Here is a 26,978-nt window from a genome sequence, read left to right as displayed (position 1 = left end):
GAAGCACCACATTGGACGCTGAGGCGATAATTAGTCTGTTTATTCTGGGTTCTGTCCTTGTAACCTGTAGCATCTTATTGAGTTCTTTCTCTTCCCGCCTTGGTATACCTATCCTGGTCATTTTTCTGGTCATCGGTATGTTAGCCGGCATTGATGGTATCGGCGGGATCCCGTTCGATAACTACCCACTGGCTTATATGGTCAGTAACCTCGCGCTGGCGATCATTTTGCTGGATGGCGGCATGCGAACCCGCGCCAGTTCTTTTCGTGTTGCGCTCGGCCCTGCGCTTTCGCTCGCCACTGTAGGTGTGCTGGTCACTTCCGGTCTTACCGGTGTGATGGCCGCATGGTTGTTCAAGCTCAACGTGATGGAAGGCCTGCTGATTGGCGCGATTGTCGGTTCCACTGATGCGGCGGCGGTATTCTCGCTGCTGGGCGGCAAAGGGCTTAACGAGCGCGTTGGCTCCACGCTGGAAATCGAGTCGGGGAGTAACGATCCGATGGCGGTCTTCCTGACCATCACGCTGATTGAGATGATCCAGAAGCACAAAGCCGATCTCGATGTGATGTTCCTGGTGCATATCGTACAGGAGTTTGGTCTTGGTATTCTGCTGGGCGGCACGGGTGGCTACCTACTTCAGCAGATGATCAACCGTATCTCCCTGCCGCCGGGTCTCTATCCGCTGCTGGCACTCAGCGGCGGTATTCTGGTTTTTGCTCTGACGACAGCCTTACACGGTAGTGGTATCCTGGCCGTGTATTTATGTGGTTTTGTGCTGGGCAACCGGCCGATCCGCAACCGCTACGGGATTCTGCAAAATTTCGATGGGCTGGCCTGGATGGCGCAAATCGCCATGTTCCTCGTGCTGGGTCTGCTGGTCACACCGTCCGATCTGCTGCCGATTGCCTTCTCTGCCCTTATCCTCTCAGCATGGATGATTTTTATCGCCCGGCCGCTGTCGGTGTTCGCCAGTCTGCTGCCGTTTCGTGGCTTCAATCTGCGTGAGCGCGTGTTTATCAGCTGGGTGGGGCTACGTGGCGCCGTGCCGATTATTCTCGCCACCTTCCCGATGATGGCCGGATTGGATAATGCGCGGCTGTTCTTTAACGTTGCCTTCTTCGTGGTGCTAATCTCGCTGCTGTTCCAGGGGACCTCACTCACCTGGGCGGCGAAAAAAGCCAAAGTGGTGGTACCGCCGGTCGGCTGGCCGGTTTCTCGCGTGGGGTTGGATATTCATCCGGATAATCCCTTCGAGCAGTTCGTCTACCAGCTCAGTGCCGATAAATGGTGCGTGGGTGCGGCGCTTCGTGATTTGCACATGCCGGAAGAGACGCGCATCGCGGCGCTGTTTCGCGGTAACAGTCTGTTGCATCCGACCGGTAGCACGCGGTTGCGGGAAGGCGACGTACTGTGTGTTATTGGTCGTGAGCGGGATCTCCCTGCGCTGGGCAAGCTGTTTAGCCAGTCGCCGCCGGTCGCTCTGGATCAGCGTTTCTTTGGCGATTTTATCCTCGAAGCGAATGCCAAATTCGCCGACGTGGCACTTATTTACGGACTTGAGGAAGGTCTTGAGCACCGTGATAACCAGCAAACGCTGGGCGATATTGTTCAGCAGTTATTGGGAGCAGCTCCGGTGGTTGGCGACCAGGTTGAGTTTGCCGGAATGATCTGGACAGTGGCCGAAAAAAACGACAACGCGGTGTTAAAAGTGGGCGTTAGAGTGGCAGAAGACGAGGCGGAATAACCGCCTCGTAGTATGTTACACCGTCACAACAGGCACACGCGGTGCCAGTGCGCACATCAGTTCGTACCCAACCGTACCTGCCGCCGCAGCGACGTCGTCGATTTTTATCTCCTTACCCCACAGCTCAACCGGCGTGCCAATACCGGCCTGCGGGCAAGGCGTTAAATCGACCGTAAGCATATCCATCGAAATCGAGCCGACCGTGCCGGTGCGAATTCCGTCGACCAGTACCGGCGTCCCAGAAGGCGCAATACGCGGATAACCGTCGGCATAGCCACAGGCCACCACACCGATACGTTGCTCCCCGCTGGCGCGATAGCGGCAGCCATAACCAACCGTTTCACCCGCTTTTAACGTTTGCACTGCGATAATTTCGCTGCTGAGCGTCATTACCGGCCGTATACCTGTATTGGCAACATCCTGCCACTGACCGGAGGGCGATGCGCCATACAGCACAATACCCGGACGGACCCAGTCGAAATGCGCTTCAGGATGCCATAATGTCGCCGCGGAGTTGGATAACGATCGCGGCGCGTCCAGTCCTTCCGCCGCCTGCGAAATACGCGCCATCGGCCCGACGATCCCGTCCGGGCGTTCGGCTTCGGCAAAGTGCGACATCAGGGTAATGCTGCTTACGTTATTAATCGCCCGCAGTTGATGCCACACTGCATGTACGCGATCCGGCATAAAGCCAAGGCGATTCATGCCACTGTTAATCTTCAGATAGATATCCAGCGGCGCTTGCAGTTGCGCATTTTGTAACGCCTTAATCTGCCAGTTGCTATGCAGGCTGGTGGTCAGCCGGTATTTATCGAATAGCGGTAATTCATCGGCGTGGAAAAAACCTTCCAGTAGCAGAATCGGCCCTTTCCAGCCGCGTTCACGCAGCAAAATGGCCTCTTCAAGATTCAGCATCGCAAAACCATCCGTGCTGGCAAGAGAACGCCAGACACGATCGATACCGTGACCGTATGCATTCGCCTTGACCACTGACCAGACCTTAGCTGTTGGCGCAGCCCGACGCACGACCTGTAAGTTAGTGCCCAACGCCTGTAAGTCCAGCGTGGCCATAATCGGACGGGACATCACTTTTCCTTATATTTATCAGTTATGAACGCCATGCAGATGCTGTACGCGTGCCGGGGTAAAACCTGGTAAATAGCGGGCGACAGAAAGATCGTCCGCTGCAATAGCTGGCGTGGTGCCGGACATTAAATCACTGAGTAACTGGCCGGAACCGCAGGCCATGGTCCAGCCCAATGTACCGTGGCCCGTGTTAAGCCACAGATTTTTATACGGCGTTCGACCAACAACTGGCGTACCATCCGGTGTCATTGGGCGCAAACCGGTCCAGAATGTCGCCTCTTCAACGCGACCACCGCGCGGGAAGAGATCGCGTACCACCATTTCCAGTGTTTCACGACGAGGTTGTAGCAGCTCGGTGTTGAAACCAACAATTTCCGCCATGCCACCTACACGAATGCGTTTATCAAACCGCGTAATCGCGATTTTGTAGGTTTCATCAAGGATAGTGGAAACCGGTGCGCCGTCTTCCTGCGTGACCGGGATTGTCAACGAGTAACCTTTCAGCGGGTATACAGGGATATCAACGATATCTTTCAGCAGCCCGGTTGACCAGGAGCCAAAGGCCATCACATAGGCATCGGCTTTTACCACCTCTTCGCCGCACTTCACACCATAGATGTTTTCGCCTTCATACAGCAGACGATCCACCGGGGTATTGAAGCGAAAGACCACACCTGCCTGCTCTGCCATGCTGGCAAGTTGCTGGGTAAAAAGCTGGCAGTCGCCGGTTTCATCATTTGGCAAACGCAGACCACCGGTTAATTTGTGCGCCACTTCCGCCAGCGCAGGCTCTACCTCAGCCAGCCGCGCGGATTCCAGCAACTGGTAAGGAACGCCTGCGTCCTGCAATACGGCAATATCACGGGTGGCGTTTTCATACTGCGCGGCGGTGCGGAAAAGCTGCAAGGTACCTCCCTGTCGCCCCTCATACTGAATACCGGTAGTTTCACGTAATAGCTTCAGGCAGTCGCGGCTGTACTCGGCCAACCGCACCATACGTCCTTTATTCTCTGCATAGTGCCGGGCATCGCAGTTGCGCAGCATCTGCCACATCCATTTCAGCTGTGATGAGGTGCCGTCAAGGCTGATAGCAAGCGGCGCATGGCGCTGGAACATCCATTTGATGGCCTTCAGCGGCACACCCGGTGCGGCCCAGGGAGCGGCATAACCCGGGGAAATCTGCCCGGCATTCCCAGCGCTGGTTTCCTGTGCCGGCCCCGGCTGGCGGTCAATAACCGTGACATCATGACCCGCCTGACGCAAATACCAGGCACTGGCGACACCCACTACGCCGCTTCCCAATACAACAACTCGCATATCCCTCTCCTGTGAGTAAAGCACAATCGTCTAATTACAAATTGATAACCCAGATGAAAATATTATTCAACATATGGCTTTTTTATGGTGACACCCCTCACAGCTTCACCGTATTACAAGGCCTGTGATTATTTAGCATCTCCTGCTGCTCGACATTTCGCCACAGTATAAAATTTTGCAAAAACGGCTATTAATGCCGGTGGCAGGATCAAAAATTGCGAACAAAAAAGTGCCCTGCCGTACAGAATTGATTGCGTGTTCTATGCTTGAAATGAGACGCTCCATACAGAGAGTGTTCTAACAATGAGGGCGCGCTAATGGCTACGATTGACTCAATGAATAAGGACTCTATTCGTCTGAGCGATGGACCCGACTGGACTTTTGATCTGCTGGATGTCTATCTGGCTGAAATCGACCGGGTGGCAAAACTTTATCGGCTGGATACCTATCCGCATCAAATTGAAGTCATTACTTCAGAACAGATGATGGACGCTTACTCCAGCGTTGGTATGCCAATCAACTACCCTCACTGGTCGTTTGGTAAGAAATTCATTGAAACCGAACGGCTCTATAAACACGGGCAACAGGGGCTGGCTTACGAGATCGTCATTAACTCCAACCCATGTATTGCTTATCTGATGGAAGAAAATACCATCACCATGCAAGCGCTGGTGATGGCGCATGCCTGCTACGGGCACAACTCTTTCTTCAAAAATAACTACCTTTTCCGCAGCTGGACCGATGCCAGTTCAATTATCGATTACCTGATTTTCGCGCGGAAATACATTACCGACTGTGAAGAGCGGTACGGCGTCGATGAAGTCGAAAAACTGCTCGACTCGTGCCATGCACTGATGAACTACGGGGTTGATCGCTACAAACGCCCGCAAAAAATCTCCTTGCAGGAGGAGAAAGCCCGGCAGAAAAGCCGCGAGGAGTATCTGCAAAGCCAGGTGAATATGCTGTGGCGTACGCTGCCAAAACGCGAAGAGGAGCGGACCACCGCCGAAGCGCGCCGCTATCCATCTGAGCCGCAGGAAAACCTGCTTTATTTTATGGAGAAGAACGCACCGCTGCTGGAGTCATGGCAGCGAGAGATCCTGCGCATCGTGCGTAAAGTCAGCCAGTATTTCTACCCGCAAAAACAGACGCAGGTAATGAATGAAGGCTGGGCGACTTTCTGGCATTACACCATCCTCAATCATCTCTATGATGAAGGGAAAGTGACCGACCGCTTTATGCTGGAATTCCTGCACAGCCACACTAACGTTGTGTTCCAGCCTCCTTATAACAGCCCGTGGTACAGCGGAATTAATCCGTATGCGCTTGGCTTTGCCATGTTCCAGGATATTAAGCGTATTTGCCAGTCGCCGACGGACGAAGACCGCTACTGGTTCCCGGATATTGCCGGTTCCGACTGGCTGGAAACGCTGCATTTCGCCATGCGTGATTTTAAAGATGAAAGCTTCATTAGCCAGTTTATGTCGCCGAAGATTATGCGTGATTTCCGCTTATTTACCGTGCTGGATGACGATCGCAATAACTACCTGGAGATTGCAGCAATCCATAATGAAGAGGGATACCGGGAAATTCGCTCCCGCCTGTCGTCGCAGTACAACCTCAGTAATCTGGAGCCCAACATTCAGATCTGGAATGTCGATCTGCGCGGTGATCGCTCATTGACGCTGCGTTATATTCCGCATAACCGCGCACCACTGGATAAAGGCCGTCGCGAAGTGCTGAAACACGTACATCGCCTGTGGGGATTTGATGTGCTGTTGGAGCAGCAAAATGAAGATGGCAGCGTGGAACTGTTGGAAAGATGCCCGCCTCGCCAGAACAGCCTGTGACGAAAAACCCTCTGTAAGCAGAGGGTTTTTTGCTTAACGCGCCTGCAACGCTAAATCGCCAGGCATCGTTTTCTGCATGCGATGCCAGATTTCACCGCTTTCATGGCCGTAACGACGCACCAGCTCATAGACTTTTTCGTACTGCGCCTGTTCGCATACTTCAGCAAGCTGGTGATAAAAACCCAACGCCAGGCTGCGGGCTTCCGGGCTGGAGAAGTAATGACGTCCGATGCGGGTGTACAACCCTTTCATGCCGTTGAGGATAAGCCCATAGATCGGGTTCCCGGAGGCAAACGCCAACCCACGGAAAACGTTGTAATCCAGATCGGCGAACGCATCGGCATAATCTTCTACCTCGCGCGCTTTGGCCAATACCTGCAACGCCTGATCAGGATGCAGACGGAATGCTGTACGAATAAAGATCGTTGAGATGTTGGTACGCACCGACAGAAGATTATCGATCAACTGAGGAACGCTTTCGTGATCCAGACGCGCCAGTGTTTCGAGAATATTCAGACCCGATGTTTCCCAGAAGTTATTCACTTTCGTGGGCTTGCCGTGCTGAATCGTCAACCAGCCATCACGTGCCAGACGTTGCAACACTTCACGCAACGTGGTACGAGTGACGCCAATCAGTTCAGAGAGTTCGCGTTCAGCCGGAAGAATCGATCCTGGCGGAAAGCGACTATTCCATATACTTTCGATAATATATTCTTCCGCGAAACCCGCCGGGCTCTGCGCCTTAATGACCATAGACAAATTTCCACTACACAGCTAAGCAAAGGACACTCATCATACCAGACACAGCCCAGAGCAGGTAGCGTACGGCAAGAAGAAAAAAGGGATCGCCTCGCCATTTTCGTGATTTTACAAGCGTTAACCCTGCTTTCAGTACGTCTTTCATTTGAAACAAACCCGGATTGATCACTATTTTCTTTTGCACAAAAGAACAGCAAGTTTATTCCTAATTTGACATTCCGCATGATAAACATTCGATTACGTATTATTTTGCTGCCTGCTAGTGGCCTCTACAATGATTTCGTTTACACTGCGTTGTCTACGAATCTCCTGGGAAAAGATTATGTTGCGATATTTAAATGAGTGCTCACGTGGGCGCGGAGCCTGGCTTCTTATGGCACTCACTGCGTTTGCACTTGAAATGGTCGCGCTGTGGTTCCAGCATGTGATGCTGCTGAAACCCTGCGTGCTTTGTATTTATGAACGTTGTGCGCTGTTTGGCGTGATGGGCGCAGGTATTGTTGGTGCAATTGCACCTAAAACGCCGCTCCGCTATGTCGCTCTGGTTATCTGGATTTACAGCGCTATTCGCGGTATCCAGCTTACCTGGGAGCATACGATGATTCAGTTACACCCTTCGCCGTTTTTGACCTGCGATTTCGCCGCGCGTTTTCCTGCGTGGCTGCCGCTCGATAAATGGCTGCCGCAAGTGTTTGTTGCTACCGGTGATTGTGCACAACGCCAGTGGGAGTTTCTGACGCTGGACATGCCGCAATGGCTGCTGGGTATTTTTGCTGCTTATTTGATAGTTGCGCTGCTGGTACTGGTTGCCCAGCCGTTCAAACCGAAAAAACGCGATCTGTTCGGTCGCTAGGAAAACGCTCCTTCGGGAGCGTTTTTTTATCTCTCACATACAGGGCGCAAACCCTCGGCATTTCAATTAGTAACATCAACCGTGGAAAAAACGAGAACTAACAGTTTGCGATGTAGTATAAAAAGTAGCCGTAGCAAGCGGGCGGTCAATGTGCTCATTCTGATTTCAGACGCGGCAATCCCTCACTGTATTCTTTGCCTTAGCATGGAAAGGGCATCTGGCGCTTCGCTTCAGATTTAATTGACAGCGCTCACCATTAATTTCACTGACGACCACTGGCGATATTTCAACGATATATAAAACACGAAGGTGAAGAACCGTTAATTGCTGCTCAATAAATTAACGTTATATTTTCGTGACAGAGGTTTCAGCAGATTAATCCGCCCATTCAGGTTTATTGAGGATATGGTCCTGCCAGTCCTGGACTTCCGACTCTTTTACCGCAATGTGCCGTACAGAAATACGCTCCGCATGCATTGCTGCTTTCGAACCGGTACGCAGTGGATGCCACAGCGGCAGCGATTTCCCTTCAGCCAACAGGCGATAAGCGCAACTCGGTGGCAGCCATTCGAAGGTGGGCAGATTTTCGCGCGTCAGCTTAATGCAGTCGGGTTCATACTCGAAGCGCCGCTCGTAATTGCGGCACTGGCAGGTTTTGATATTCAACTGCCGGCAGGCGACATTGGTGAAGTAGATCTCGTCGCTGTCTTCATCCATCAATTTATGCAGGCAGCACTGACCGCAGCCATCGCACAGCGATTCCCACTCCGCGTCCGTCATTTGTTCGAGAGTTTTGCTTTGCCAGAAAGGTGTGTCGCTCATGATGAAATCCGCCATTAAAATCCAGGGTGCACCTTATAACCAGTCTGGCATGCGGATGCAAGTTTTGCCGCCGGATTAAGGCGGCAAATTGCCTTACAAAACGCGGGTCGACAGGGAAAAACCGTTGAAACCGACTTCCAGCTCGTCGCCGCTGTGCAGCGGGCCAACGCCGTCCGGCGTACCGGTCAGGATTACATCCCCCGCTTTCAGCGTAAAGAAGCGGCTCATATAAGCGATTAGGGGCACGATTTTGTGGATCATATCCGCCGTGTTGCCCTGCTGGCGAACTTCACCGTTGATTTTCAGCCCGAGCGGCGTATTTTGCGGATCGGTGGTAAATTCCGCCGCCGGAATGAAACCGGAGATCGGGCAGGAGTTATCAAAACCTTTGGCTTTTTCCCACGGTTGCCCGGCTTTCTTCATTTTACCTTGTAGATCGCGCAGCGTAAGATCAAGCGCAACGCCATAACCAGCAATCGCTTTTTTAACATGCTCTTCCGTTGCCTGGCGCAATGTGGCGCCAATTAGCACGGCCAGTTCAACTTCGTGATGTACCGAGCCAAACTCCTGCGGCAGAACCAGCGGCTGACGGATGTCGCAGAGCGCAGTTTCCGGTTTGATAAACAGCACCGGCTCTTCAGGGGTGGCGCTCCCCATCTCCTGAATATGTTTCGCATAGTTGCTGCCAACGCAAACCACTTTACTCACCGGGTAATCCAGCAGCGCGCCTTGCCAGTTATGATGTTGATACATGTTTTTCCCCTAAGTAACACATTGAGCATGAGCGAAAAATGACTATCCACGCCGTCTGAAGGTTTGTCAAATCTGAATATGTTACGGCTTTTGCTGCGAGGAAAATAAACAGCGGCAGAAAATTCCGCCGCTGCGAGAGAGGAGATTATTGCCTGTCATTATCAGCAAGATGCTGTTTGAGTAAATTTTCCGGCGGCGGTGGTAATTGCAAATAATAGCCCTGAGTGGTCAGCGCCTCTTTTACTTTTTCCAAATCGGCGCCCACCAGTTTTTTACGCCCATCGAGGGGCAAAATCATTGCCAACTGAGGTTGACCAAAACTTTGCATTAAGGTCGCTGGCACACGGGAAAAATCGTCTCTTTTTTCGACATACAGATAAGTCTGATCGCGTCGGGTACTTCGGTAGATCACACAAAACATACTTTATACTCGGATTTAGCGGGTGGTTACTTGCCTGAATATAATACTGACTATAACATGCCTGATAGTCTTCGGAATATTGCTCCGTATGTGAGCGATAATAGCAAAATGAGTAAGGTCAGGATGTCAAACACGCCCATCGAGCTAAAAGGCAGTAGTTTTACCTTATCAGTGGTTCACTTGCATGATGCAAAACCCGAGGTTATTCGTCAGGCGTTAGAAGACAAAATCGCTCAGGCTCCTGCTTTTCTACAACATGCCCCCGTGGTCGTTAATGTCTCTGCACTGGAAGGCCCGGTTAACTGGCCCCAGTTACAAAAGACGATCGCTGCAAGCGGGCTGCGCGTTGTCGGCATCAGCGGTTGCAATGATACCGAACTGAAAGCAGAAATCGAACGTGCCGGGCTTCCCTTACTGCAAGAAGGCAAAGAAAAAGCGCCGCGTCAGATCAGCGCCCCGGAACCTGCGCCGGTTGTTACTCCGGTCACAAAAACACGCTTGATTGATATGCCAGTTCGTTCCGGCCAGCGGATTTATGCACCACACTGTGATCTGATTGTCACCAGCCACGTTAGCGCAGGTGCAGAGTTAATTGCCGACGGCAATATCCACGTCTACGGCATGATGCGTGGCCGCGCGCTAGCGGGTGCCAGCGGTGATAAAGAAGCACAAATATTTTGCACACATCTCACGCCGGAGCTGGTCTCCATCGCGGGAGAATACTGGCTGAGCGATAAAATCCCGGCCGAATTTTATGGCAAAGCAGCGCGTTTGCTGTTAATTAACGACGCTTTGACAATTCAACCCTTAAATTAAGCCCTTTTTACAAGGAACTCCTATGGCACGCATTATTGTTGTTACTTCGGGGAAAGGGGGCGTTGGCAAGACTACCTCCAGCGCGGCCATCGCTACTGGTTTGGCCCAGAAGGGCAAAAAGACCGTGGTTATCGATTTCGATATTGGGCTGCGTAACCTTGACCTGATCATGGGGTGCGAGCGCCGCGTGGTGTACGATTTCGTGAACGTCATTCAGGGCGATGCCACGCTGAACCAGGCGCTGATTAAAGATAAACGTACGGAAAACCTCTATATTCTCCCGGCGTCACAGACCCGCGACAAAGACGCCCTCACCCGCGACGGCGTGGATAAGGTACTCGAAGATCTGAAGAAAATGGACTTCGATTTTATCGTCTGCGACTCCCCGGCTGGCATTGAAACCGGTGCGTTGATGGCGCTCTATTTCGCCGATGAAGCGATCATTACTACCAACCCGGAAGTCTCGTCTGTACGCGACTCTGACCGTATCCTCGGGATTTTGGCTTCCAAATCGCGCCGCGCGGAAAATGGTGAAGAGCCGATTAAAGAACATCTACTGCTGACCCGCTATAACCCGGGCCGTGTGAACCGTGGCGACATGTTGAGCATGGAAGATGTGCTGGAAATTCTGCGTATCAAACTGGTGGGCGTGATCCCGGAAGATCAATCCGTGCTGCGCGCGTCGAACCAGGGTGAGCCTGTAATTCTGGATACTAATGCTGACGCCGGTAAAGCGTATGCCGATGCCGTCGACCGTCTGCTGGGAGAAGAACGCCCTTTCCGCTTCATCGAAGAAGAGAAGAAAGGTTTCCTCAAACGCCTGTTCGGAGGATAAGTTATGGCACTACTCGACTTTTTTCTCTCCAGAAAAAAGAATACCGCCAGCATTGCGAAAGAGCGGCTGCAAATTATTGTTGCGGAACGTCGTCGTAGTGACGCTGAACCCCATTATTTACCGCAGCTCAAGCGGGATATTCTGGAAGTGATCTGCAAGTATGTGCAAATCGATCCAGAAATGGTCACAGTGCAACTGGAGCAAAAAGGGGACGATATTTCCATTCTGGAACTTAACGTTACTCTGCCGGAAACGGAAGAGACGAAATAACGCTACCGTTTTCCGCCCATGAAAAAAGGCAGAAGGAATTCTGCCTTTTTGTTTATTTCAGCGAAACACTGTGATTATTCACAGCTATTAATGTGGGTATTCCACTAACAATGTTTTGAGTTGATCGGCCATCAATTCCCCACGCCAGCCGCTGATTAATTCCGGCAAGTTATTCTGCGGTTTTAGCTTCCAGTACCAGTTCAGTAACTGATTAATTTGCCGACGGGAAGCCAGCAGTTCAACGCTGATATTGTTGCTTTCGCTGACAGTCTGCACCAGCGCTTTAATCGCTTTAAATGCTTTACGATAACCCGGCATATCCATCAGGTTGAGCAGCGGCTCCGGCAATTCCTCTTCCGGCAGCGCCTGCGCCTGTGCGACCAGCGCCAGCAGCGTTTTCCCGTGGAAACGGATCTCACTGCCGGAAAGGCCGATACTGTCCAGTTCACCCATGCTGGAAGGCAGATATCGCGCCACCGCCCAGAGGTTCTCTTCGCGCACCACAAAATTAACCGCCAGATCGCGCTCACGGGCTTTACGCAGACGCCAGTCTGCCAGCAGACGCAGGCAAGCCAGCTGGCGCGTACGCAGCTGCCAGGCGTTGCCAATCTCGCGCCACGCCTCTTCCGGGGCCAACACTTCCTGGCGGCGCTGCATCATCAGGCGACACTCATCCAGCGCTGCTTCCAGCCGCCCGGCGGCACGGGTTTCCGCCATCAGCTTGTCGGCAATCGGCAGCAAATACCAGACGTCAGCGGCAGCATAATCGCACTGGCGTTCCGTCAACGGCCGCGCCAGCCAGTCGGTGCGTGATTCGCTTTTATCAATCGTCAGACCAGTAAATTCTTCCACCATCGCGGCAAATCCCCATGACAGCGGACGGCCGCAAAATGCGGCAAGGATTTGGGTATCAATCATCGGCTGCGGTTGTACACCAAACGCGTTGAGGAAAACTTCCAGATCTTCACTTCCGGCATGAAGATATTTGATTATCTGCGTGTTGATCAGCAGATCGCGAAAGGGCGTCCACTCGGTAATGGTAAGCGGATCGATCAGTGCCGTATGTTCGCCATCAAAAAGCTGTATCAGACCGAGTTGCGGATAGTAGGTGCGGGTACGGACAAATTCAGTATCCAGGGCAATGGCCGGGAACGCGCTTGCAGCTTCACACAGCGTAGCCAACCCGTCATTCGTCGTTATCATCTGGTAATTCAAATCATCATCTCTTTAGTTTGTGCCCATAAAAAACGCCGGCTTAACCGGCGTTCAGGCGACTAACGCATAGCTCAGGCTTCATTGTCCACTTTGGCGCGTACTTCGTCACGCAATTCTCGCCGCAGGATCTTGCCAACGTTTGATTTTGGCAGTTCATTGCGGAATTCGACCAGCTTCGGCACTTTATATCCAGTGAGCTGGCGACGGCAGAAGGCGATTAATGCCTCTTCGCTCAGCGAGGCATCTTTTTTCACCACGAAGAGCTTTACCGCTTCGCCGCTGTTTTCGGAGGGAACCCCTACGGCTGCAACTTCCTGTACTCCGGCATGCTGCATGACAACGTCTTCGATTTCATTCGGATAGACGTTAAAGCCAGAGACAAGGATCATATCTTTCTTTCGATCGACAATGCGCAGGAACCCCTCTTCGTCCATCACTGCAATATCACCGGTATGCAGCCAGCCGTCATGCATAATTTCATCGGTGGCATCCGGGCGTTGCCAGTAACCCAGCATCACCTGTGGCCCTTTTACGCACAGCTCGCCAGGCTCGCCCGGCGGTACTTCGTTGTTGTTATCATCGACCAGTTTAGCTTGAGTCGACGGCACCGGCAGGCCAATGCTGCCACTGTGATAATCGATATCGTGCGGGTTGACACTCACCAATGGCGCACATTCCGTCAGGCCGTAGCCTTCAAGCAGATACTGCCCAGTCAGTTTCACCCAGCGTTCAGCAACGGCCTGTTGCACCGGCATACCGCCGCCTGCGGAAAGATGTAGTGATGAGAAATCCAGCGTGCGGAATTCTTCATTGTTCAGCAGCGCGTTAAATAATGTGTTCACACCGGTCATTGCGGTGAACGGATATTTACTCAGCTCTTTAACCAGCCCAGGAATGTCGCGCGGGTTGGTGATCAGCAGGTTCTGCCCACCCAGTTCAATAAACAGCAGGCAGTTCATGGTCAGCGCGAAGATGTGATACAACGGTAGTGCTGTGACAACCAACTCTTTGCCACGGTGCAACAGCGGCCCGTAAGTTGCGTTGACCTGCTCCAGGTTCGCCAGCATGTTGCGATGAGTGAGCATCGCCCCTTTCGCTACACCCGTTGTACCGCCGGTATATTGCAGAAAAGCCAGATCCCCGGCCACGACTTCCGGTTTGACGTACTGCATGCGATAACCGGTTTGCAGCGCACGGCGGAAAGAGATGGCATCCGGCAGGTGATACTTCGGCACCAGACGTTTCACATATTTGACGACAAAGTTCACCAGCGTGCCTTTTGCCGGAGAGAGCTGATCGCCCATACGAGTCAGGATGACGTGACGCACCTGCGTCTTCTCGACGATTTTTTCCAGGGTGTGCGCAAAGTTGGACACAATCACAATCGCGGAAGAGCCACTGTCATTCAGTTGATGCTCAAGTTCACGCGGGGTGTAAAGCGGATTCACGTTCACCACAATCATACCCGCGCGCAAAATACCGAACAGCGCGACCGGATATTGCAGCAAGTTTGGCATCATCAACGCGACGCGATCACCCTTTTTCAGCCCGAGGCCATGCTGTAAATAAGCGGCAAACGCCCTGCTACGCTCTTCCAGCTTGCGAAAAGTCATCACCTCACCCATGTTGATGAAGGCGGGTTGATCTGCGTAACGTGCGACGGCGTGTTCAAAAAGCTCTACCAGGGATTGATAACGGTCGGGGTTGATCTCCGCCGGAACATCGGCAGGGTAACGGTTAAGCCAAACCTTCTTCAATGCATCACCTCTGAAATGAGTATTCCTGGTCATCACAACCCCATTCAATAAACAAACTGTTAACATAATATTAACTCAGCGTACCAGTTTATTAATTAAGCAAATTGAAGGTTGCGAAGCCCGTCACTAATTATTTTTGTTATACACAGCCATAGACAAAAACAGCGGCTTAGCCGCTGTCTCATTTATTCAATAAACCAAGAGATTACTCTGTCACGATGGTCTCTACGCGGGCGGGTTCTGGCGGATACCAGCCCCAGCCGGGGTAACCCGTTTGCCACCCGTGCCGGCCAGGCGGCCCCCAAAACCATGGATCTATCGGTTGAGGCGGAATCATCACTTGTTGGGTCAAATGCCAGCGTTTGTAGCCCGTCGCCTGCATCACCATAAATTTGTATGGGGCGTTGCCGATTTTACCATCCGCAGTGCCGGTAATCGGTCCAACCACTGTGACCAGTTGATTGCGGAAATCAACCGGATCGAGGAAGCCGTTTACCTCCGCATAAATTCGCCCGACCGACGGTTCGCCCAGTATCGGGCGGGCGCCGCTGTCGAGCGGTACGGAGGCGATCTCCAGGCGGGTTTTCCCCTGCTGATTCTGGATATCAACGACTTTGCCACCAAAACGGGCTTCCTGACCGACATACAGCGACGGCGCACTCATCACCCGAACTAAATCGTCTTGCGGCGTAGGACTGGTTCCTTTAATCGCGTCAGGCACGGAAACACAACCACTTAACACCGCCGTTGCCAGCCCTGCCAGCAACCAGCGTATAACTCTTTTTTGACCCGCCATGATGCGACTCCTTCACTCAGTTGTTATTACTGAGATTCATTCCCGGCCCGGAAGTTTCTTCCATGCCACTTCGTTACGTAAATAAACAGGCTCAGCGTGCTCCACGGCAACCGTTTTCTGTGCTGTGAACAGTTGTTGCGCAAGCGGCAGCATATCTTCTGCGGTCGGAAGCAGAATTTCGCCGTCCATAAACGTCAGCGCATTACCGTTGCCCATTTCAGGCCATGCCGGCCAACCGGTACCAACCGTTGCCCATTGACCTTCAAGCTGCTGAAGGCGGGCACTCACCGCTTCCGGTTTGAGCACCGCTTCCGTCTCTTCGCCGTGCCAGACGCCCTGCTCATCACGCTGGTACTCCGCCCAGTAGACCTCCCCCATACGTGCATCAATCGCAGCAAGTACGCGGGTCGCGCCGGTTTTACGCCATGCGCCCTGCGCCATTGTTGCCAGCGTTGAAATACCAATCATCGGCAGTTCAGCGCCCAGCGCAAGGCCCTGCGCGATGCCAATACCAATGCGAACGCCGGTAAAACTTCCCGGCCCGCGGCCATAGGCCAGCGCATCAAGTTGCGTCAGTGTAAGATCGGCGTCAACCAACACATCCCTGACAAGAGGCAGGATGCGTTGGGTATGTTCACGCGGGCAAAGTTCGAAATGAGCGAAGGTAGTACCATCGTTCCACAAAGCAACAGAACAGGCTTCTGTGGCGGTATCAATAGCCAGAATTCGCATGGGTATAGCGGTCCATGAAAAACAAAATGGCGCGCATCTTACCACAGTCCCCGGCAAATTACTGCGCCGGGCGCGTAGCAAGAAACTCAACGGCGCGGCGGATATCCCGTGTGCGCGGCGCAGGCGGCAGGCTGGCGAGGAACACTGCGCCGTAGGGTCGCATCACCAGGCGGTTATCGCAAATCACCAAAACACCGCGATCGTCAATGTCGCGGATCAGACGCCCGACGCCCTGTTTCAGCGTGATCACCGCATCCGGTAGTTGCACCTCATCGAACGGATCACCACCGCGCAGACGGCAATCTTCCATGCGCGCTTTTAATAACGGATCTTCCGGCGAGGTAAACGGCAGTTTATCGATGATTACCAGCGACAGCGTATCGCCACGCACATCCACACCCTCCCAGAAACTGCTGGTTGCCACCAGTAGCGCGTTACCGGCGCTGACAAACTGTTGCAGTAACTGGCCCTTACTGGTTTCGCCCTGCAACAGCACCGGCAGGCTCATTGTGGCACGGAATTGCTCTGCCAGTTCACGCATCATCGCGTGTGAAGTGCAGAGCATAAAACAGCGGCCATTGTTAGCTTCGATCATTGGACGCAACATGGCCGCCAGTTGCCGGGCTGAGCCTGGCTGGTTGGTCTGCGGCAGATTGCGCGGTACACACAGCAGCGCCTGATGCTGATAATCGAAAGGACTCGGCAGCAGTAGCGACTCCGCTTCGTCGATCCCGAGACGCGCCGTAAAATGCTGCAGATCGTCATTCACGGAAAGCGTCGCCGAAGTGAAAATCCAGCTCCCCTTTTTCTGCGCCATCACCTCTTTGAACTTATCCGCCACCGTCAGCGGTGTCAGCGCAAGGGTGAAGTTGCGCGATGTACATTCATACCAGTAGCTATAACCGGGTTGATTAATTTCTTTCAGACGCTTGAGCCGCGCGCGGTAAGTGGTCGCCCGCTCAAAGGCGGCATCGAGCAGCGCCGAGCGCCCAAGGGAGAGTTTCGCCACGTCGTAGCAAAGTTCCAGCGCATCGTCGAGCAGCAGCAGCGCACGCTGGATATTGGCATCGGCCAGCAATTCACGCAGATTACCGCGATAACCGGGTTCACCAAGTTGCAAACGGAAATCCTGTGCACTTTGCGCCAACCGGTCGGCGCATTTTTGCAGCTGTGCGGTATCTTTTAATTCGGTGCGATAGGCAATGGTAAAATCTTTCGCCAGATCCAGTAACTGGCGACTGGAGAGTGACTGGCCAAAATACTGGCTGGCGATGTCCGGAAGCTGGTGCGCTTCGTCGAAAATCATCACGTCAGCCTCCGGAATAAGCTCCCCGAATCCGCTCTCTTTCACCACCATATCGGCGAGAAATAGATGATGGTTTACCACCACCACGTCGGCATCCATCGCCTTTTTGCGCGCTTTAACCACAAAACAATCTTTGTACATCGGGCAATCGCTGCCCAGACAGTTGTCGTTGGTGCTGGTGACCAGCGGCCAGGCCTGCGAATCCTCGGCTACGCTGATGCAGGTGCTGATATCGCCATCGGTAGTCTGGTTTGACCAGGAGCGCAGTAGAATCACATCACTCAGGGTTTGTACAGGCAAATCGCCGCCGGCGAGCGCCTGCTGTTCTAGGCGTTCAATACAGAGGTAGTTGGAGCGACCTTTCAGCAGTGCAGTACGTCCGGTGTATTTTAGCGCGTTGGCTACCGTGGGCAGATCGCGGCTGTACAGCTGATCCTGCAACGCTTTTGAACCCGTGGAGATAATGACTTTTTTACCGGCGCGTAAAGCGGGTGCGAGATAGGCGTAAGTTTTCCCGGTACCGGTACCGGCTTCCACCACCAGCGGCAGGGTGTTGTCGATGGCCTGCATCACAGCGTGCGCCATCTGGCGCTGCGGTTCACGCGGTTTGAATCCCGGTATCGCTTTGGCCAGTTGGCCGTCTGTTGCAAAATCGTCCGTCACACTACCCCCTGGTTAAATCGACAGTGATTATGTCAGGGTGAGTGGATTTACGCCAGCCGGGTTTTTGTGGCACTCTTGCCCGCGACTGTATGGAACATAAGAAGGTGTATTATGACAATAGTGCGTATTGACGCGGCGGATCGCTGGTCTGATGTGGTGATCCACAACCAGACCCTTTATTACACCGGGGTACCGGAAAATCTGGACGCCGATGCGTTTGAGCAGACAGCGAATACGCTGGCGCAAATCGATGCCGTGCTGGCAAAGCAAGGCAGTGACAAATCACGCATTCTCGATGCCACTATTTTTCTGCCCGATGGCAATGACTTCGCCGCAATGAATAAAGCGTGGGATGCATGGGTTGTTGCGGGCCATGCGCCCGTGCGCTGCACCGTGCAGGCAAAGCTGATGAATCCGCGTTATAAAGTGGAAATCAAAATCATCGCCGCGCTGTAATTACTCGTCCTCTTCGTCTTCAAAGCGCGCCACAATTCGCTCGCCCGTATGGCTGGCGCGCAACTCTGCTGCTACCTGCATAATAGCCTGCCCGCTACTCATGCCGCCGGCCATTAACGCCTGGATACGCTCCACGGCTTTTTGCTGCTGCTCGTGGCTAAGGGAAGGTAAACCTGCAAACATCGTGAACTCCTGCTAGATTATTGGCGCTAATTATTTCATGCGTCCGCACAATTCACCAGACAAAGACGCAGATGAGGATCAATGAAGACATTATCCCCCACCGTTATTACGTTACCGTGGCGCCGCGACGCGGCCGAATACTACTTTGCGCCCCTTAGCCAGCAGCCCTGGGCGATGTTACTGCACTCCGGTTTCGCCGATCACCCGCATAATCGTTTTGATATCCTGGTAGCCGATCCGCTAACAACGATCACTACCTGCGGTGAAATCACCTCGCTTAACGCCAGGCATGAAAGCCGCAGCGATCCATTGCAATTGCTGCAACAACAGTTGGATGCGCACAAATTGCGTCCTGTGCATAACCCGGATTTGCCCTTTCAGGGCGGCGCGCTCGGCCTGTTTGGCTACGACTTAGGCCGCCGTTTCGAAAAGCTGCCGCAACAAGCGCAGGCTGATATTATCTTCCCTGATATGGCCGTTGGTATTTATGACTGGGCGCTGGTCGTTGACCACCGTTTGCAGCAGATTACGCTGCTGAGCCATGCCAATGTCAATACCCGGCTCGCCTGGCTGCAGGCGCAACGCGCGTCGCAGGAGGACGATTTCCGCCTGACGTCGCCGTGGCAGGCAAATATGAACCGCGCCGAATACGGTAAAAAATTCCGCCAGGTGCAGGAGTGGCTGCACAGCGGCGACTGTTACCAGGTAAACCTCGCTCAGCGTTTTCAGGCACGCTATACGGGCGATGAGTGGCAGGCATTTACTCGCCTTAACCGCGAAAACCGTGCGCCGTTCAGTGCGTTTTTACGCCTGCCGCAAGGTGCCATATTAAGTCTTTCTCCGGAGCGTTTTATTCGTCTTGACGGCTCGCACATTGAGACGCGGCCGATCAAAGGTACGCTGCCAAGGGAGGCCGATCCGCAAGCGGATGCGCAACAGGCGAGGAAACTCGCCGCCTCGCCGAAAGATCGCGCCGAGAATCTGATGATTGTCGATTTGATGCGTAATGATATTGGCCGCGTGGCGACACCGGGTTCGGTGCGCGTGCCTGAGTTGTTTGTCGTCGAGCCTTTCCCCGCCGTCCATCACCTTGTCAGTACTGTCACAGCAGAACTGCCGGAGGGGCGCCACGCCAGTGATCTGCTGCGGGCAGCGTTCCCTGGCGGCTCGATTACCGGCGCACCAAAAGTTCGGGCCATGGAAATTATTGATGCTCTGGAACCACAGCGACGTAATGCCTGGTGCGGCAGCATCGGTTATCTGAGTTTTTGCGGCAATATGGACACCAGCATTACCATCCGTACATTAACCGCTTGTGACGGGCAAATATACTGCTCTGCGGGCGGCGGTATTGTCGCCGACAGCCAGGAAGAAGCGGAGTATCAGGAAACTTTTGATAAAGTTAATCGTATCCTGCAACGACTGGAGAAATGATTCGTGGAGCAAGCGGCTTTAACTCTGGATGATTTTTTATCACGTTTTCAACTTTTGCGACCGCAGATCAATCCGGCGGTAATGAATACACGCCAGGCCGCCGTGCTGGTCCCTGTAGTGCGACGTCAGCAGCCGGGTCTGCTACTGACGCAACGCTCGCCGCTGCTGCGCAAACATGCTGGTCAGGTCGCTTTCCCCGGCGGCGCGGTCGACAGTACCGATGCATCGCTAATTGCTGCCGCGCTGCGGGAAGCGCAAGAAGAGGTGGCAATTCCTCCCGAGGCAGTTGAAGTCATCGGCGTCCTGCCGCCGGTCGATAGCGTCACCGGCTTTCAGGTCACACCAGTAGTGGGCATTATTCCGCCGGATGTTCACTATCATGCCAGCGAAGATGAAGTGGCGGCGGTTTTCGAAATGCCGCTGGCGGAAGCGCTGCGGCTTGGGCGCTACCATCCGCTCGACATCCATCGCCACGGTAACGCGCATCGCGTGTGGCTCTCCTGGTATCAGCATTATTTTGTCTGGGGCATGACGGCCGGAATTATTCGTTCGCTGGCGCTGCAAATTGGCCGCAAGCCTTGACTATACTTTACACATAACATTTTTGTGACAGCGTGCGCGCTATTAGTAATATCAGGGTTAGCCATTAGTTTAATTCATGTGAATAGTTAAGCTGATGCCCCACTTCCCTCTTACACTATGCGCAGTTATTACATCGTTACTGGAACGCCGGTAACCCTGTCAGGAGCGTTAATGTGATTAGTATATTCGACATGTTTAAGGTGGGGATTGGTCCCTCATCCTCCCACACTGTTGGCCCGATGAAGGCCGGTAAGCAGTTCGTCGATGACCTGGTCGAAAAAGGATTGCTGGAAAGCGTTACTCGCGTTTCAGTGGACGTTTACGGCTCACTCTCCCTCACCGGGAAAGGCCACCATACAGACATCGCCATCATTATGGGCCTCGCGGGTAATGAACCTGCCACCGTCGATATTGACGCTATCCCCACGTTTATACGCGACGTAGAGACTCGCGGTCGTTTGCTACTGGCGCAAGGCCGCCACGAAGTGGATTTTCCGCAGGATGACGGCATGTGTTTTCACAGCGATAACCTCTCGCTACATGAAAACGGTATGCGCATCTCAGCGTGGGATGGCGATAACGTGGTGTACAGCAAAACCTACTATTCCATTGGCGGCGGTTTTATCGTCGATGAAGAACATTTCGGGCAGGAGACGGTCAGCGCCGTCACTGTGCCCTGGCCCTTCAAATCCGCAACTCAGATGCTGGAGTATTGCAAAGAAACGGGCTTGTCCCTCTCCGGCATGGTGATGCAGAACGAACTGGCACTGCACTCGAAAAAAGAAATCGAAGACTATTTCGGCAACGTATGGACAACTATGCGTGCCTGTATCGATCGCGGCATGAATACCGAAGGCGTACTGCCAGGGCCGCTGCGTGTGCCGCGTCGGGCTTCCGCGCTGCGCCGTCTATTGGTTGCCAGTGATAAGCTCTCCAACGATCCGATGAACGTGGTCGACTGGGTAAACATGTTCGCACTGGCAGTGAACGAAGAGAATGCTGCCGGGGGACGCGTCGTGACCGCGCCGACAAATGGCGCATGCGGTATCGTGCCCGCGGTGCTGGCCTATTATGATCACTTTATTGAATCCGTCAGCCCGGATATCTACATTCGTTACTTTCTTGCCGCTGGTGCCATTGGCACACTCTACAAAATGAATGCCTCCATTTCCGGGGCGGAAGTAGGTTGTCAGGGCGAAGTTGGCGTGGCCTGTTCCATGGCGGCGGCAGGACTGGCTGAACTGCTTGGCGCCAGCCCGGAGCAAGTTTGCGTAGCAGCAGAAATCGGTATGGAGCATAATCTTGGTCTGACCTGCGATCCCGTCGCCGGGCAAGTGCAGGTTCCCTGTATTGAGCGAAATGCGATTGCCGCCGTTAAAGCGATCAACGCCACCAGGATGGCGATGCGGCGCACCAGTGAGCCGCGTGTCTCCCTCGATAAGGTGATAGAAACGATGTACGAGACCGGCAAGGATATGAACGCCAAATACCGTGAGACATCACGCGGCGGTCTGGCCATCAAGGTACAGTGTGATTAAATGAATTCGTGCCGTTCAACTGAACGGCGTTTTTTTACGCGCTATTGCGCTCGCGGAATAATATTTCTCTGATTTGTCGTCGCTGAGTTAATTCCCCACTACACTTTCTGTGTCCTGGACAGGATTTCACGTCGGGAAGCTCACAGGCGAGAATGGCATGCAGACGGCGCAACGGATTATTAAAAGATATCGACGGAGGCGTACTATTGTCTCCGTGTCGGTTGCTATTGTCGCGCTTATTTTTACCCTGACTTTCCGGTTTATTTCGGAGCGAAATTTAAATCATCAACGTATTACCGCGTTTACCCAACATGCTGTAAATACACTTGATCAATTATTGCTGCCACTCGCCGCGGGCCGCAATACGTTGATTCCACTGGTTGGTCAACCCTGCGCCAGCGTGCATTTGCAATTACTCAAACAGGCGGCCAGCCTGCAAACCGTGCGTGCTGTCGCGCTGATCAAAAACGGTGTTCTTTATTGCTCCAGTATTTTTGGCTACCTCGATATACCAATAAAACAGGTGCAATCGTTACTGCCCACGCGGGAACCGCTGTTGATGCTCTCGACAGACCAGATATTGCTAAAGGGTCGTCCGGTGCTGATTATGTGGTATCCCTCCTCTGAAGATGGGCAGGACGGAGTCATTGAAGCCGTCAATATCGATCTGCTGAGCGATTTGGTTCTGGAACCGCAGGTGCCGCTGATCACGCATGCGGTGCTGAGCGTCAGCGGCAAACATCTGGTGCATGGCAAAGGCATCATGACCTCGTTACCACCGCCAGTAAATGAAAGTACGTATCGGACTGTATCAACGCATTTCCCCTTCAGCGTCAGCGTGAGTGGGCCGGGTGCGGCGAAACTCGCCTTATTACATCTGCCGTCGCAACTGCCGCTGGCACTGATGATGAGTCTGCTGACCGGCTTTATCACCTGGTTTGCGACCGCCAGCCGCATGAGTTTTTCCCGCGAGATCAATTTGGGGATCGCCGGACACGAATTTGAACTGTTCTGTCAGCCGTTGCTGAAGGCGCGTACATTAAAATGTGATGGTGTTGAGATCTTGCTGCGCTGGCATAATCCGCGCCAGGGTTGGATCTCGCCGGAAGTGTTTATTTCGATAGCGGAAGAACATAACCTGATCGCGCCGCTGACTCGCTACGTGTTGACGGAAATTCAACAGCAACTGCATTTTTTCCCCGACAATGCCCATTTCCATATCGGTGTTAATGCGGCACCGAGCCATTTACGCAACGGCGAACTGCTGCGAGATTTAGATCAGCTCTGGTTTAATTACCACCCAATACAGCAATTAATTATCGAACTGACGGAACGCGATGTGTTATTCGAAAAGGATTCCCGGATGGCGCAGGATCTTCGGCGTCGGGGAGTAAAAATTGCGATAGATGATTTTGGCACGGGTAATAGCTCGTTGGCCTGGCTTGAACAGTTGCACCCCGACGTGCTGAAAATTGATAAATCCTTCACCAAAACTATCGGTACCGATGCCATTAACTCGACGGTCACTGATATGATCATTGCGTTAGGGCAGAGACTGAAGATTGAACTGGTGGCCGAAGGGGTTGAAACCCAGTTACAGGCACGACATCTTCAACTGCGCGGGGTGAATACATTACAAGGTTTTCTTTACGCCGAGCCAATGCCAATCCAAGCGTTCCCGGCGTGGCTGGCGGAGCACATGGAGACACCGTCAACGCGGCAAAACGGCCATGCATTGCCTTCCACACCGGGCTGAGGATCACTCCTCTTCGTCTTGTTCCGCCTGCTCTTTAATAATGCGCACCAAATCCACACGATAGTCGTTGGCTTCGACGACAGTGATGTGTAACGGCGCGATTTCCAGCACTTCGCCCGCCGGTGGAATTTGCCCTTTGGCGGAGATAACCAGGCCGGCCACTGTTGCAATATCCTCGTCGTCATTGACCAGGTTATCGATACCGAGAGTATTCTGTAACGCATGTAAATCGGTGGTACCTTTCACCAGCCAGCCGTCGCCATCGGCCACAATTTCAAGAGTTTCATCCGCATCAGGGAACTCACCGGCAATCGCTTCCAGTACGTCCAGTGGCGTGACCAGCCCCTGCACCATACCAAACTCGTTAGTTACAATCACAAAACTGCCGCGCGCCCGGCGCAACACCGCCAACAATTTGATAGGATCCAGCGTTTCTGGCACCACAATGGCTGGGCTGGCTGCAGCGATAGCGGCGACATCGGTCCCCTCTTCCAACGCTACCAACATCTCTTTCGCGCGAACAATACCGATCACTTCATCCAGCTCGCCACGACATACCGGGAACAGGCTGTGCGGTGACGAGAGCAGTTGCTGGCGGATCTGATCAACACTCAGGTTGGCATCTACCCAACTGATATCGCCGCGCGGCGTCATGATGCTGCGCAGCGAACGAGACGCCAGCGTCAACACGCCGTTGATCATATAGCGTTCCTCTTCAGCAAATGCGCCTTCCGGCACCGGCACCGCGGCCTTGCTATCGGTTTCGATTTGCGGGCTTGCCTGGCGACGACCGCCCATCAGACGCAAAATAGCCTCTGCTGTACGCGCACGCAGCGGTAAATTCGACTGATGGCGAATAAAGTTACGTCGCGCTAGCTGGTTGAAAAACTCAATGATAATGGAGAATCCAATCGCCGCGTACAGATAGCCTTTCGGAATGTGGAAACCAAACCCTTCGGCCACCAGACTCAGGCCGATCATTAGCAGGAAGCTCAGACAGAGCACCACAACCGTCGGATGTTGGTTAACAAAACGCGTTAGCGGTTTCGATGCCAGTAGCATGACTGCCATAGCAATAACGACCGCCGCCATCATGACAGGCAAATGATTCACCATGCCGACAGCGGTAATAACGGCATCCAGCGAAAAAACGGCATCAAGAATAACAATTTGCAGAACCACCACCCAGAAACTGGCATAGCCTTTTCCGTGCCCGCCATCATGTTCGCGGTTTTCCAGCCGTTCATGTAGCTCCGTTGTGGCTTTGAACAGCAGAAATACACCACCAAATAGCATGATCAAATCGCGACCGGAAAAGTTGAAACTCCCCACGGAGAAAAGCGGTTGGGTCAGGGTTACCATCCATGAAATCAGCGACAGCAGGCCAAGGCGCATTACCAATGCCAGCGACAGACCAAGCAGGCGTGCTTTATCACGCTGTTTGGGCGGTAACTTGTCGGCAAGGATGGCAATAAACACCAGGTTATCAATTCCCAGTACGATTTCCAGGACAACCAACGTTAACAATCCCACCCATATCGAGGGATCCATTAAGAATTCCATGACAGGCTCCTGCAACAAGCGTGACGCAATACTATGCGAGTATGCACAGGCATGATGGCATTGAACATATTAGGAAAGTGGCGGAAAACGCCGGAATACGAGGCACTGAAAGGCCTTAAGGTGAACTGACGTCGGTGACGGTCCATACGGTGGGCTACAGCCCTCTACTCCTGACTCATTAAACGAAGGGTAAACATAACAGAGTGCGTTTATTGTTGGCAAAGATTTACCAGACTTTGCAGATTATGTGGATATTTTGCGCTCCGAAATTTCATCATCACGAAACCTAAATTACGGATCTTCATCACATAAATTATTTTTTCACTATCTAAAATAATTCACGACAGAAACTAGTCTTTGCTTTAACCCTTATATCTGAATCGATTCGGTTTACCGGGACAGATTCCACAATACATCGATTAGTGGTGTGTTAACGACAAGAGGAAGGAGGTAGCAAGTGACCATTGCTATTGTTATAGGCACACATGGTTGGGCTGCGGAACAACTGCTGAAAACCGCCGAAATGCTGCTGGGCGAGCAGGATAACGTCGGCTGGATTGATTTCGTTCCCGGTGAAAATGCGGAAACGTTAATCGAAAAGTACAACGCGCGACTGGAGAAACTCGAAACCAGCAAAGGCGTGCTATTTCTCGTCGATACATGGGGCGGTAGTCCGTTTAACGCTGCCAGCCGTATTGTCGTCGATAAAGAGCATTACGAAGTCATTGCCGGTGTGAACGTTCCTATGCTGGTGGAAACACTGATGGCCAGGGACGATAACCCGACCTTTGACGAACTGGTGGCAATAGCTGTCGAAACAGGACGTGAGGGAGTGAAAGCCCTGAAAGCGCAACCTGTTGAAAAACCAGCTCCAGCTCCTGCAGCGGCAAAAACAGCAGCACCTGCGAAGCCAATGGGCCCGAATGATTACATGGTTATTGGTCTTGCGCGTATCGATGACCGTCTGATCCACGGCCAGGTTGCAACTCGCTGGACCAAAGAGACTAATGTCACGCGCATTATCGTCATCAGCGATGAAGTGGCTGCGGACACCGTGCGTAAAACCCTGTTAACCCAGGTTGCCCCTCCCGGCGTAACAGCGCACGTCGTGGATGTCGCCAAAATGTTGCGCGTCTACAACAACCCGAAATATGCGGGTCAACGCGTCATGCTGTTATTCACAAACCCAACCGATGTGGAACGCGTTGTTGAAGGCGGCGTGAAAATCACCAGCGTCAATATTGGCGGTATGGCGTATCACCAGGGAAAAACCCAGGTGAACAACGCTGTTTCGGTCGATGAGAAAGATATCGCAGCATTTAAAAAACTGAACGAACGCGGCATCGAACTGGAAGTCCGTAAAGTTTCAAACGATCCGAAACTGAAAATGATGGATTTGATCAGCAAAGTGGCGAACTAACCGCGGCGGTCTGATTAACTCAGTTTTCACACTTACGTCTGATTTAGCTA

Annotated in this window: 25 protein-coding genes; 12 read left to right on the top strand and 13 right to left on the bottom strand. The window is 53.0% G+C overall.

The genetic code is table 11. From position 1 onward, the window contains the following. The first annotated feature begins 11 nt into the window (after positions 1-11). Positions 12-1,745 carry a potassium/proton antiporter gene (locus tag BM427_RS17905; protein WP_090123777.1) on the top strand — a complete coding sequence of 578 codons (1,734 nt, stop codon included), beginning with the start codon at positions 12-14 and terminating at the stop codon, positions 1,743-1,745. Positions 1,746-1,760: 15 nt separating this feature from the next. Here BM427_RS17905 and dadX read toward each other — a convergent pair whose 3' ends face one another. Together dadX and BM427_RS17895 are read right to left on the bottom strand one after the other, a co-directional pair. Then, positions 1,761-2,831, bottom strand: coding sequence for a catabolic alanine racemase DadX (gene dadX, locus BM427_RS17900; RefSeq protein WP_090123775.1), 1,071 nt, complete (start codon positions 2,829-2,831; stop codon positions 1,761-1,763). Between the two features lie 18 nt (positions 2,832-2,849). After that, on the bottom strand, positions 2,850-4,148 hold the full coding sequence (locus tag BM427_RS17895) for a D-amino acid dehydrogenase (protein WP_090123773.1): 1,299 nt from the start codon (positions 4,146-4,148) through the stop codon (positions 2,850-2,852). Between the two features lie 317 nt (positions 4,149-4,465). Between BM427_RS17895 and BM427_RS17890 the strand changes: the two genes are divergently transcribed. Beyond that, positions 4,466-5,998: a SpoVR family protein gene (locus BM427_RS17890; RefSeq protein WP_090123772.1), complete on the top strand. Its 1,533-nt coding sequence runs from the start codon at positions 4,466-4,468 to the stop codon at positions 5,996-5,998. A gap of 33 nt (positions 5,999-6,031) precedes the next feature. On the opposite strand, the gene fadR is transcribed toward BM427_RS17890, so the two are convergent. After that, positions 6,032-6,751 carry a fatty acid metabolism transcriptional regulator FadR gene (fadR, locus tag BM427_RS17885; RefSeq protein ID WP_090123770.1) on the bottom strand — a complete coding sequence of 240 codons (720 nt, stop codon included), beginning with the start codon at positions 6,749-6,751 and terminating at the stop codon, positions 6,032-6,034. 328 nt (positions 6,752-7,079) lie between these two features. Here fadR and dsbB point away from each other — a divergent pair, with 328 nt between their 5' ends. Continuing rightward, complete coding sequence (gene dsbB / locus BM427_RS17880) at positions 7,080-7,610, top strand: disulfide bond formation protein DsbB (RefSeq protein WP_090123768.1); 531 nt, start codon at positions 7,080-7,082, stop codon at positions 7,608-7,610. Positions 7,611-7,985: 375 nt separating this feature from the next. Here dsbB and ycgN read toward each other — a convergent pair whose 3' ends face one another. The 3 genes from ycgN to BM427_RS17865 all read right to left on the bottom strand — a co-directional run bounded on the left by ycgN (position 7,986) and on the right by BM427_RS17865 (position 9,606). Next, a complete protein-coding gene (ycgN, locus tag BM427_RS17875; protein WP_208809144.1) occupies positions 7,986-8,432 on the bottom strand; it encodes a cysteine cluster protein YcgN in 447 nt (148 codons plus the stop codon). A 93-nt stretch (positions 8,433-8,525) separates the two neighbouring features. After that, positions 8,526-9,185 (bottom strand): fumarylacetoacetate hydrolase family protein, encoded by a 660-nt coding sequence (locus tag BM427_RS17870; protein ID WP_090123763.1) that lies wholly within the window; start codon positions 9,183-9,185, stop codon positions 8,526-8,528. 145 nt (positions 9,186-9,330) lie between these two features. After that, positions 9,331-9,606: a YcgL domain-containing protein gene (locus BM427_RS17865; protein ID WP_090123762.1), complete on the bottom strand. Its 276-nt coding sequence runs from the start codon at positions 9,604-9,606 to the stop codon at positions 9,331-9,333. A 123-nt stretch (positions 9,607-9,729) separates the two neighbouring features. Between BM427_RS17865 and minC the strand changes: the two genes are divergently transcribed. From minC to minE, 3 genes are read left to right on the top strand one after another with little or no spacing between them, the layout of a single operon-like run. Next, positions 9,730-10,422 (top strand): septum site-determining protein MinC, encoded by a 693-nt coding sequence (minC, locus tag BM427_RS17860; protein WP_090123760.1) that lies wholly within the window; start codon positions 9,730-9,732, stop codon positions 10,420-10,422. 22 nt (positions 10,423-10,444) lie between these two features. After that, positions 10,445-11,257 carry a septum site-determining protein MinD gene (minD, locus tag BM427_RS17855; RefSeq protein WP_007371652.1) on the top strand — a complete coding sequence of 271 codons (813 nt, stop codon included), beginning with the start codon at positions 10,445-10,447 and terminating at the stop codon, positions 11,255-11,257. Between the two features lie 3 nt (positions 11,258-11,260). After that, entirely contained in the window at positions 11,261-11,527 is a 267-nt protein-coding gene (gene minE, locus BM427_RS17850; RefSeq protein WP_007371651.1) for a cell division topological specificity factor MinE, read from the top strand. A gap of 87 nt (positions 11,528-11,614) precedes the next feature. Here minE and rnd read toward each other — a convergent pair whose 3' ends face one another. The 5 genes from rnd to yoaA all read right to left on the bottom strand — a co-directional run bounded on the left by rnd (position 11,615) and on the right by yoaA (position 17,996). Then, positions 11,615-12,730, bottom strand: a complete 1,116-nt coding sequence (gene rnd / locus BM427_RS17845; protein WP_139234431.1) for a ribonuclease D — start codon at positions 12,728-12,730, stop codon at positions 11,615-11,617. An 83-nt stretch (positions 12,731-12,813) separates the two neighbouring features. After that, positions 12,814-14,499, bottom strand: a complete 1,686-nt coding sequence (fadD, locus tag BM427_RS17840; RefSeq protein WP_139234430.1) for a long-chain-fatty-acid--CoA ligase FadD — start codon at positions 14,497-14,499, stop codon at positions 12,814-12,816. 205 nt (positions 14,500-14,704) lie between these two features. Further along, positions 14,705-15,295 carry a Slp/YeaY family lipoprotein gene (locus BM427_RS17830; RefSeq protein ID WP_090123755.1) on the bottom strand — a complete coding sequence of 197 codons (591 nt, stop codon included), beginning with the start codon at positions 15,293-15,295 and terminating at the stop codon, positions 14,705-14,707. Between the two features lie 36 nt (positions 15,296-15,331). Further along, positions 15,332-16,027 (bottom strand): tRNA (adenosine(37)-N6)-threonylcarbamoyltransferase complex dimerization subunit type 1 TsaB, encoded by a 696-nt coding sequence (gene tsaB / locus BM427_RS17825; RefSeq protein ID WP_090123753.1) that lies wholly within the window; start codon positions 16,025-16,027, stop codon positions 15,332-15,334. 58 nt (positions 16,028-16,085) lie between these two features. Continuing rightward, a complete protein-coding gene (gene yoaA / locus BM427_RS17820; protein WP_090123751.1) occupies positions 16,086-17,996 on the bottom strand; it encodes a DNA repair helicase YoaA in 1,911 nt (636 codons plus the stop codon). A 111-nt stretch (positions 17,997-18,107) separates the two neighbouring features. Between yoaA and BM427_RS17815 the strand changes: the two genes are divergently transcribed. Beyond that, positions 18,108-18,452, top strand: coding sequence for a RidA family protein (locus BM427_RS17815; RefSeq protein ID WP_074777585.1), 345 nt, complete (start codon positions 18,108-18,110; stop codon positions 18,450-18,452). On the opposite strand, the gene BM427_RS17810 is transcribed toward BM427_RS17815, so the two are convergent. Next, positions 18,453-18,635, bottom strand: a complete 183-nt coding sequence (locus BM427_RS17810) for a YoaH family protein (protein ID WP_090123750.1) — start codon at positions 18,633-18,635, stop codon at positions 18,453-18,455. Positions 18,636-18,716: 81 nt separating this feature from the next. Between BM427_RS17810 and pabB the strand changes: the two genes are divergently transcribed. The 4 genes from pabB (at position 18,717) to pdeD (ending at position 23,945) form a co-directional block, all read left to right on the top strand. Next, positions 18,717-20,069, top strand: coding sequence for an aminodeoxychorismate synthase component 1 (gene pabB, locus BM427_RS17805; protein ID WP_090123748.1), 1,353 nt, complete (start codon positions 18,717-18,719; stop codon positions 20,067-20,069). 3 nt (positions 20,070-20,072) lie between these two features. Further along, on the top strand, positions 20,073-20,651 hold the full coding sequence (locus BM427_RS17800) for a CoA pyrophosphatase (RefSeq protein ID WP_090123746.1): 579 nt from the start codon (positions 20,073-20,075) through the stop codon (positions 20,649-20,651). 173 nt (positions 20,652-20,824) lie between these two features. Further along, complete coding sequence (gene sdaA / locus BM427_RS17795; protein ID WP_090123744.1) at positions 20,825-22,189, top strand: L-serine ammonia-lyase; 1,365 nt, start codon at positions 20,825-20,827, stop codon at positions 22,187-22,189. A gap of 157 nt (positions 22,190-22,346) precedes the next feature. Beyond that, positions 22,347-23,945, top strand: a complete 1,599-nt coding sequence (pdeD, locus tag BM427_RS17790) for a cyclic di-3',5'-guanosine monophosphate phosphodiesterase PdeD (protein ID WP_090123742.1) — start codon at positions 22,347-22,349, stop codon at positions 23,943-23,945. Positions 23,946-23,948: 3 nt separating this feature from the next. Here the strand turns inward: pdeD and yoaE are convergent, their stop codons facing one another. Further along, positions 23,949-25,508: a CNNM family cation transport protein YoaE gene (gene yoaE / locus BM427_RS17785; protein WP_090123740.1), complete on the bottom strand. Its 1,560-nt coding sequence runs from the start codon at positions 25,506-25,508 to the stop codon at positions 23,949-23,951. 457 nt (positions 25,509-25,965) lie between these two features. Between yoaE and manX the strand changes: the two genes are divergently transcribed. Next, positions 25,966-26,928 (top strand): PTS mannose transporter subunit IIAB, encoded by a 963-nt coding sequence (gene manX / locus BM427_RS17780; RefSeq protein ID WP_090123738.1) that lies wholly within the window; start codon positions 25,966-25,968, stop codon positions 26,926-26,928. Positions 26,929-26,978: the final 50 nt, after the last annotated feature.

The sequence above is a fragment of the Kosakonia arachidis genome, assembly GCF_900116535.1.
Taxonomy (GTDB): domain Bacteria; phylum Pseudomonadota; class Gammaproteobacteria; order Enterobacterales; family Enterobacteriaceae; genus Kosakonia; species Kosakonia arachidis.
Note: the sequence above shows the minus strand (reverse complement) of the source record. Positions and strands in the feature narration are given on the sequence as shown.

Excerpts from the sequence above, each read along its gene's own strand:
- BM427_RS17870 (WP_090123763.1), bottom strand. The coding sequence starts at position 9,185 with ATGTATCAACATCATAACTGGCAAGGCGCGCTGCTGGATTACCCGGTG.
- minD (WP_007371652.1), top strand. The coding sequence starts at position 10,445 with ATGGCACGCATTATTGTTGTTACTTCGGGGAAAGGGGGCGTTGGCAAG.
- BM427_RS17810 (WP_090123750.1), bottom strand. The coding sequence starts at position 18,635 with ATGTTTGCAGGTTTACCTTCCCTTAGCCACGAGCAGCAGCAAAAAGCC.
- ycgN (WP_208809144.1), bottom strand. The coding sequence starts at position 8,432 with ATGAGCGACACACCTTTCTGGCAAAGCAAAACTCTCGAACAAATGACG.
- dsbB (WP_090123768.1), top strand. The coding sequence starts at position 7,080 with ATGTTGCGATATTTAAATGAGTGCTCACGTGGGCGCGGAGCCTGGCTT.
- pabB (WP_090123748.1), top strand. The coding sequence starts at position 18,717 with ATGAAGACATTATCCCCCACCGTTATTACGTTACCGTGGCGCCGCGAC.
- BM427_RS17865 (WP_090123762.1), bottom strand. The coding sequence starts at position 9,606 with ATGTTTTGTGTGATCTACCGAAGTACCCGACGCGATCAGACTTATCTG.
- BM427_RS17890 (WP_090123772.1), top strand. The coding sequence starts at position 4,466 with ATGGCTACGATTGACTCAATGAATAAGGACTCTATTCGTCTGAGCGAT.
- tsaB (WP_090123753.1), bottom strand. The coding sequence starts at position 16,027 with ATGCGAATTCTGGCTATTGATACCGCCACAGAAGCCTGTTCTGTTGCT.
- BM427_RS17830 (WP_090123755.1), bottom strand. The coding sequence starts at position 15,295 with ATGGCGGGTCAAAAAAGAGTTATACGCTGGTTGCTGGCAGGGCTGGCA.
- fadR (WP_090123770.1), bottom strand. The coding sequence starts at position 6,751 with ATGGTCATTAAGGCGCAGAGCCCGGCGGGTTTCGCGGAAGAATATATT.
- rnd (WP_139234431.1), bottom strand. The coding sequence starts at position 12,730 with ATGATAACGACGAATGACGGGTTGGCTACGCTGTGTGAAGCTGCAAGC.
- yoaE (WP_090123740.1), bottom strand. The coding sequence starts at position 25,508 with ATGGAATTCTTAATGGATCCCTCGATATGGGTGGGATTGTTAACGTTG.
- BM427_RS17815 (WP_074777585.1), top strand. The coding sequence starts at position 18,108 with ATGACAATAGTGCGTATTGACGCGGCGGATCGCTGGTCTGATGTGGTG.
- minC (WP_090123760.1), top strand. The coding sequence starts at position 9,730 with ATGTCAAACACGCCCATCGAGCTAAAAGGCAGTAGTTTTACCTTATCA.
- pdeD (WP_090123742.1), top strand. The coding sequence starts at position 22,347 with ATGCAGACGGCGCAACGGATTATTAAAAGATATCGACGGAGGCGTACT.
- BM427_RS17895 (WP_090123773.1), bottom strand. The coding sequence starts at position 4,148 with ATGCGAGTTGTTGTATTGGGAAGCGGCGTAGTGGGTGTCGCCAGTGCC.
- minE (WP_007371651.1), top strand. The coding sequence starts at position 11,261 with ATGGCACTACTCGACTTTTTTCTCTCCAGAAAAAAGAATACCGCCAGC.
- dadX (WP_090123775.1), bottom strand. The coding sequence starts at position 2,831 with ATGTCCCGTCCGATTATGGCCACGCTGGACTTACAGGCGTTGGGCACT.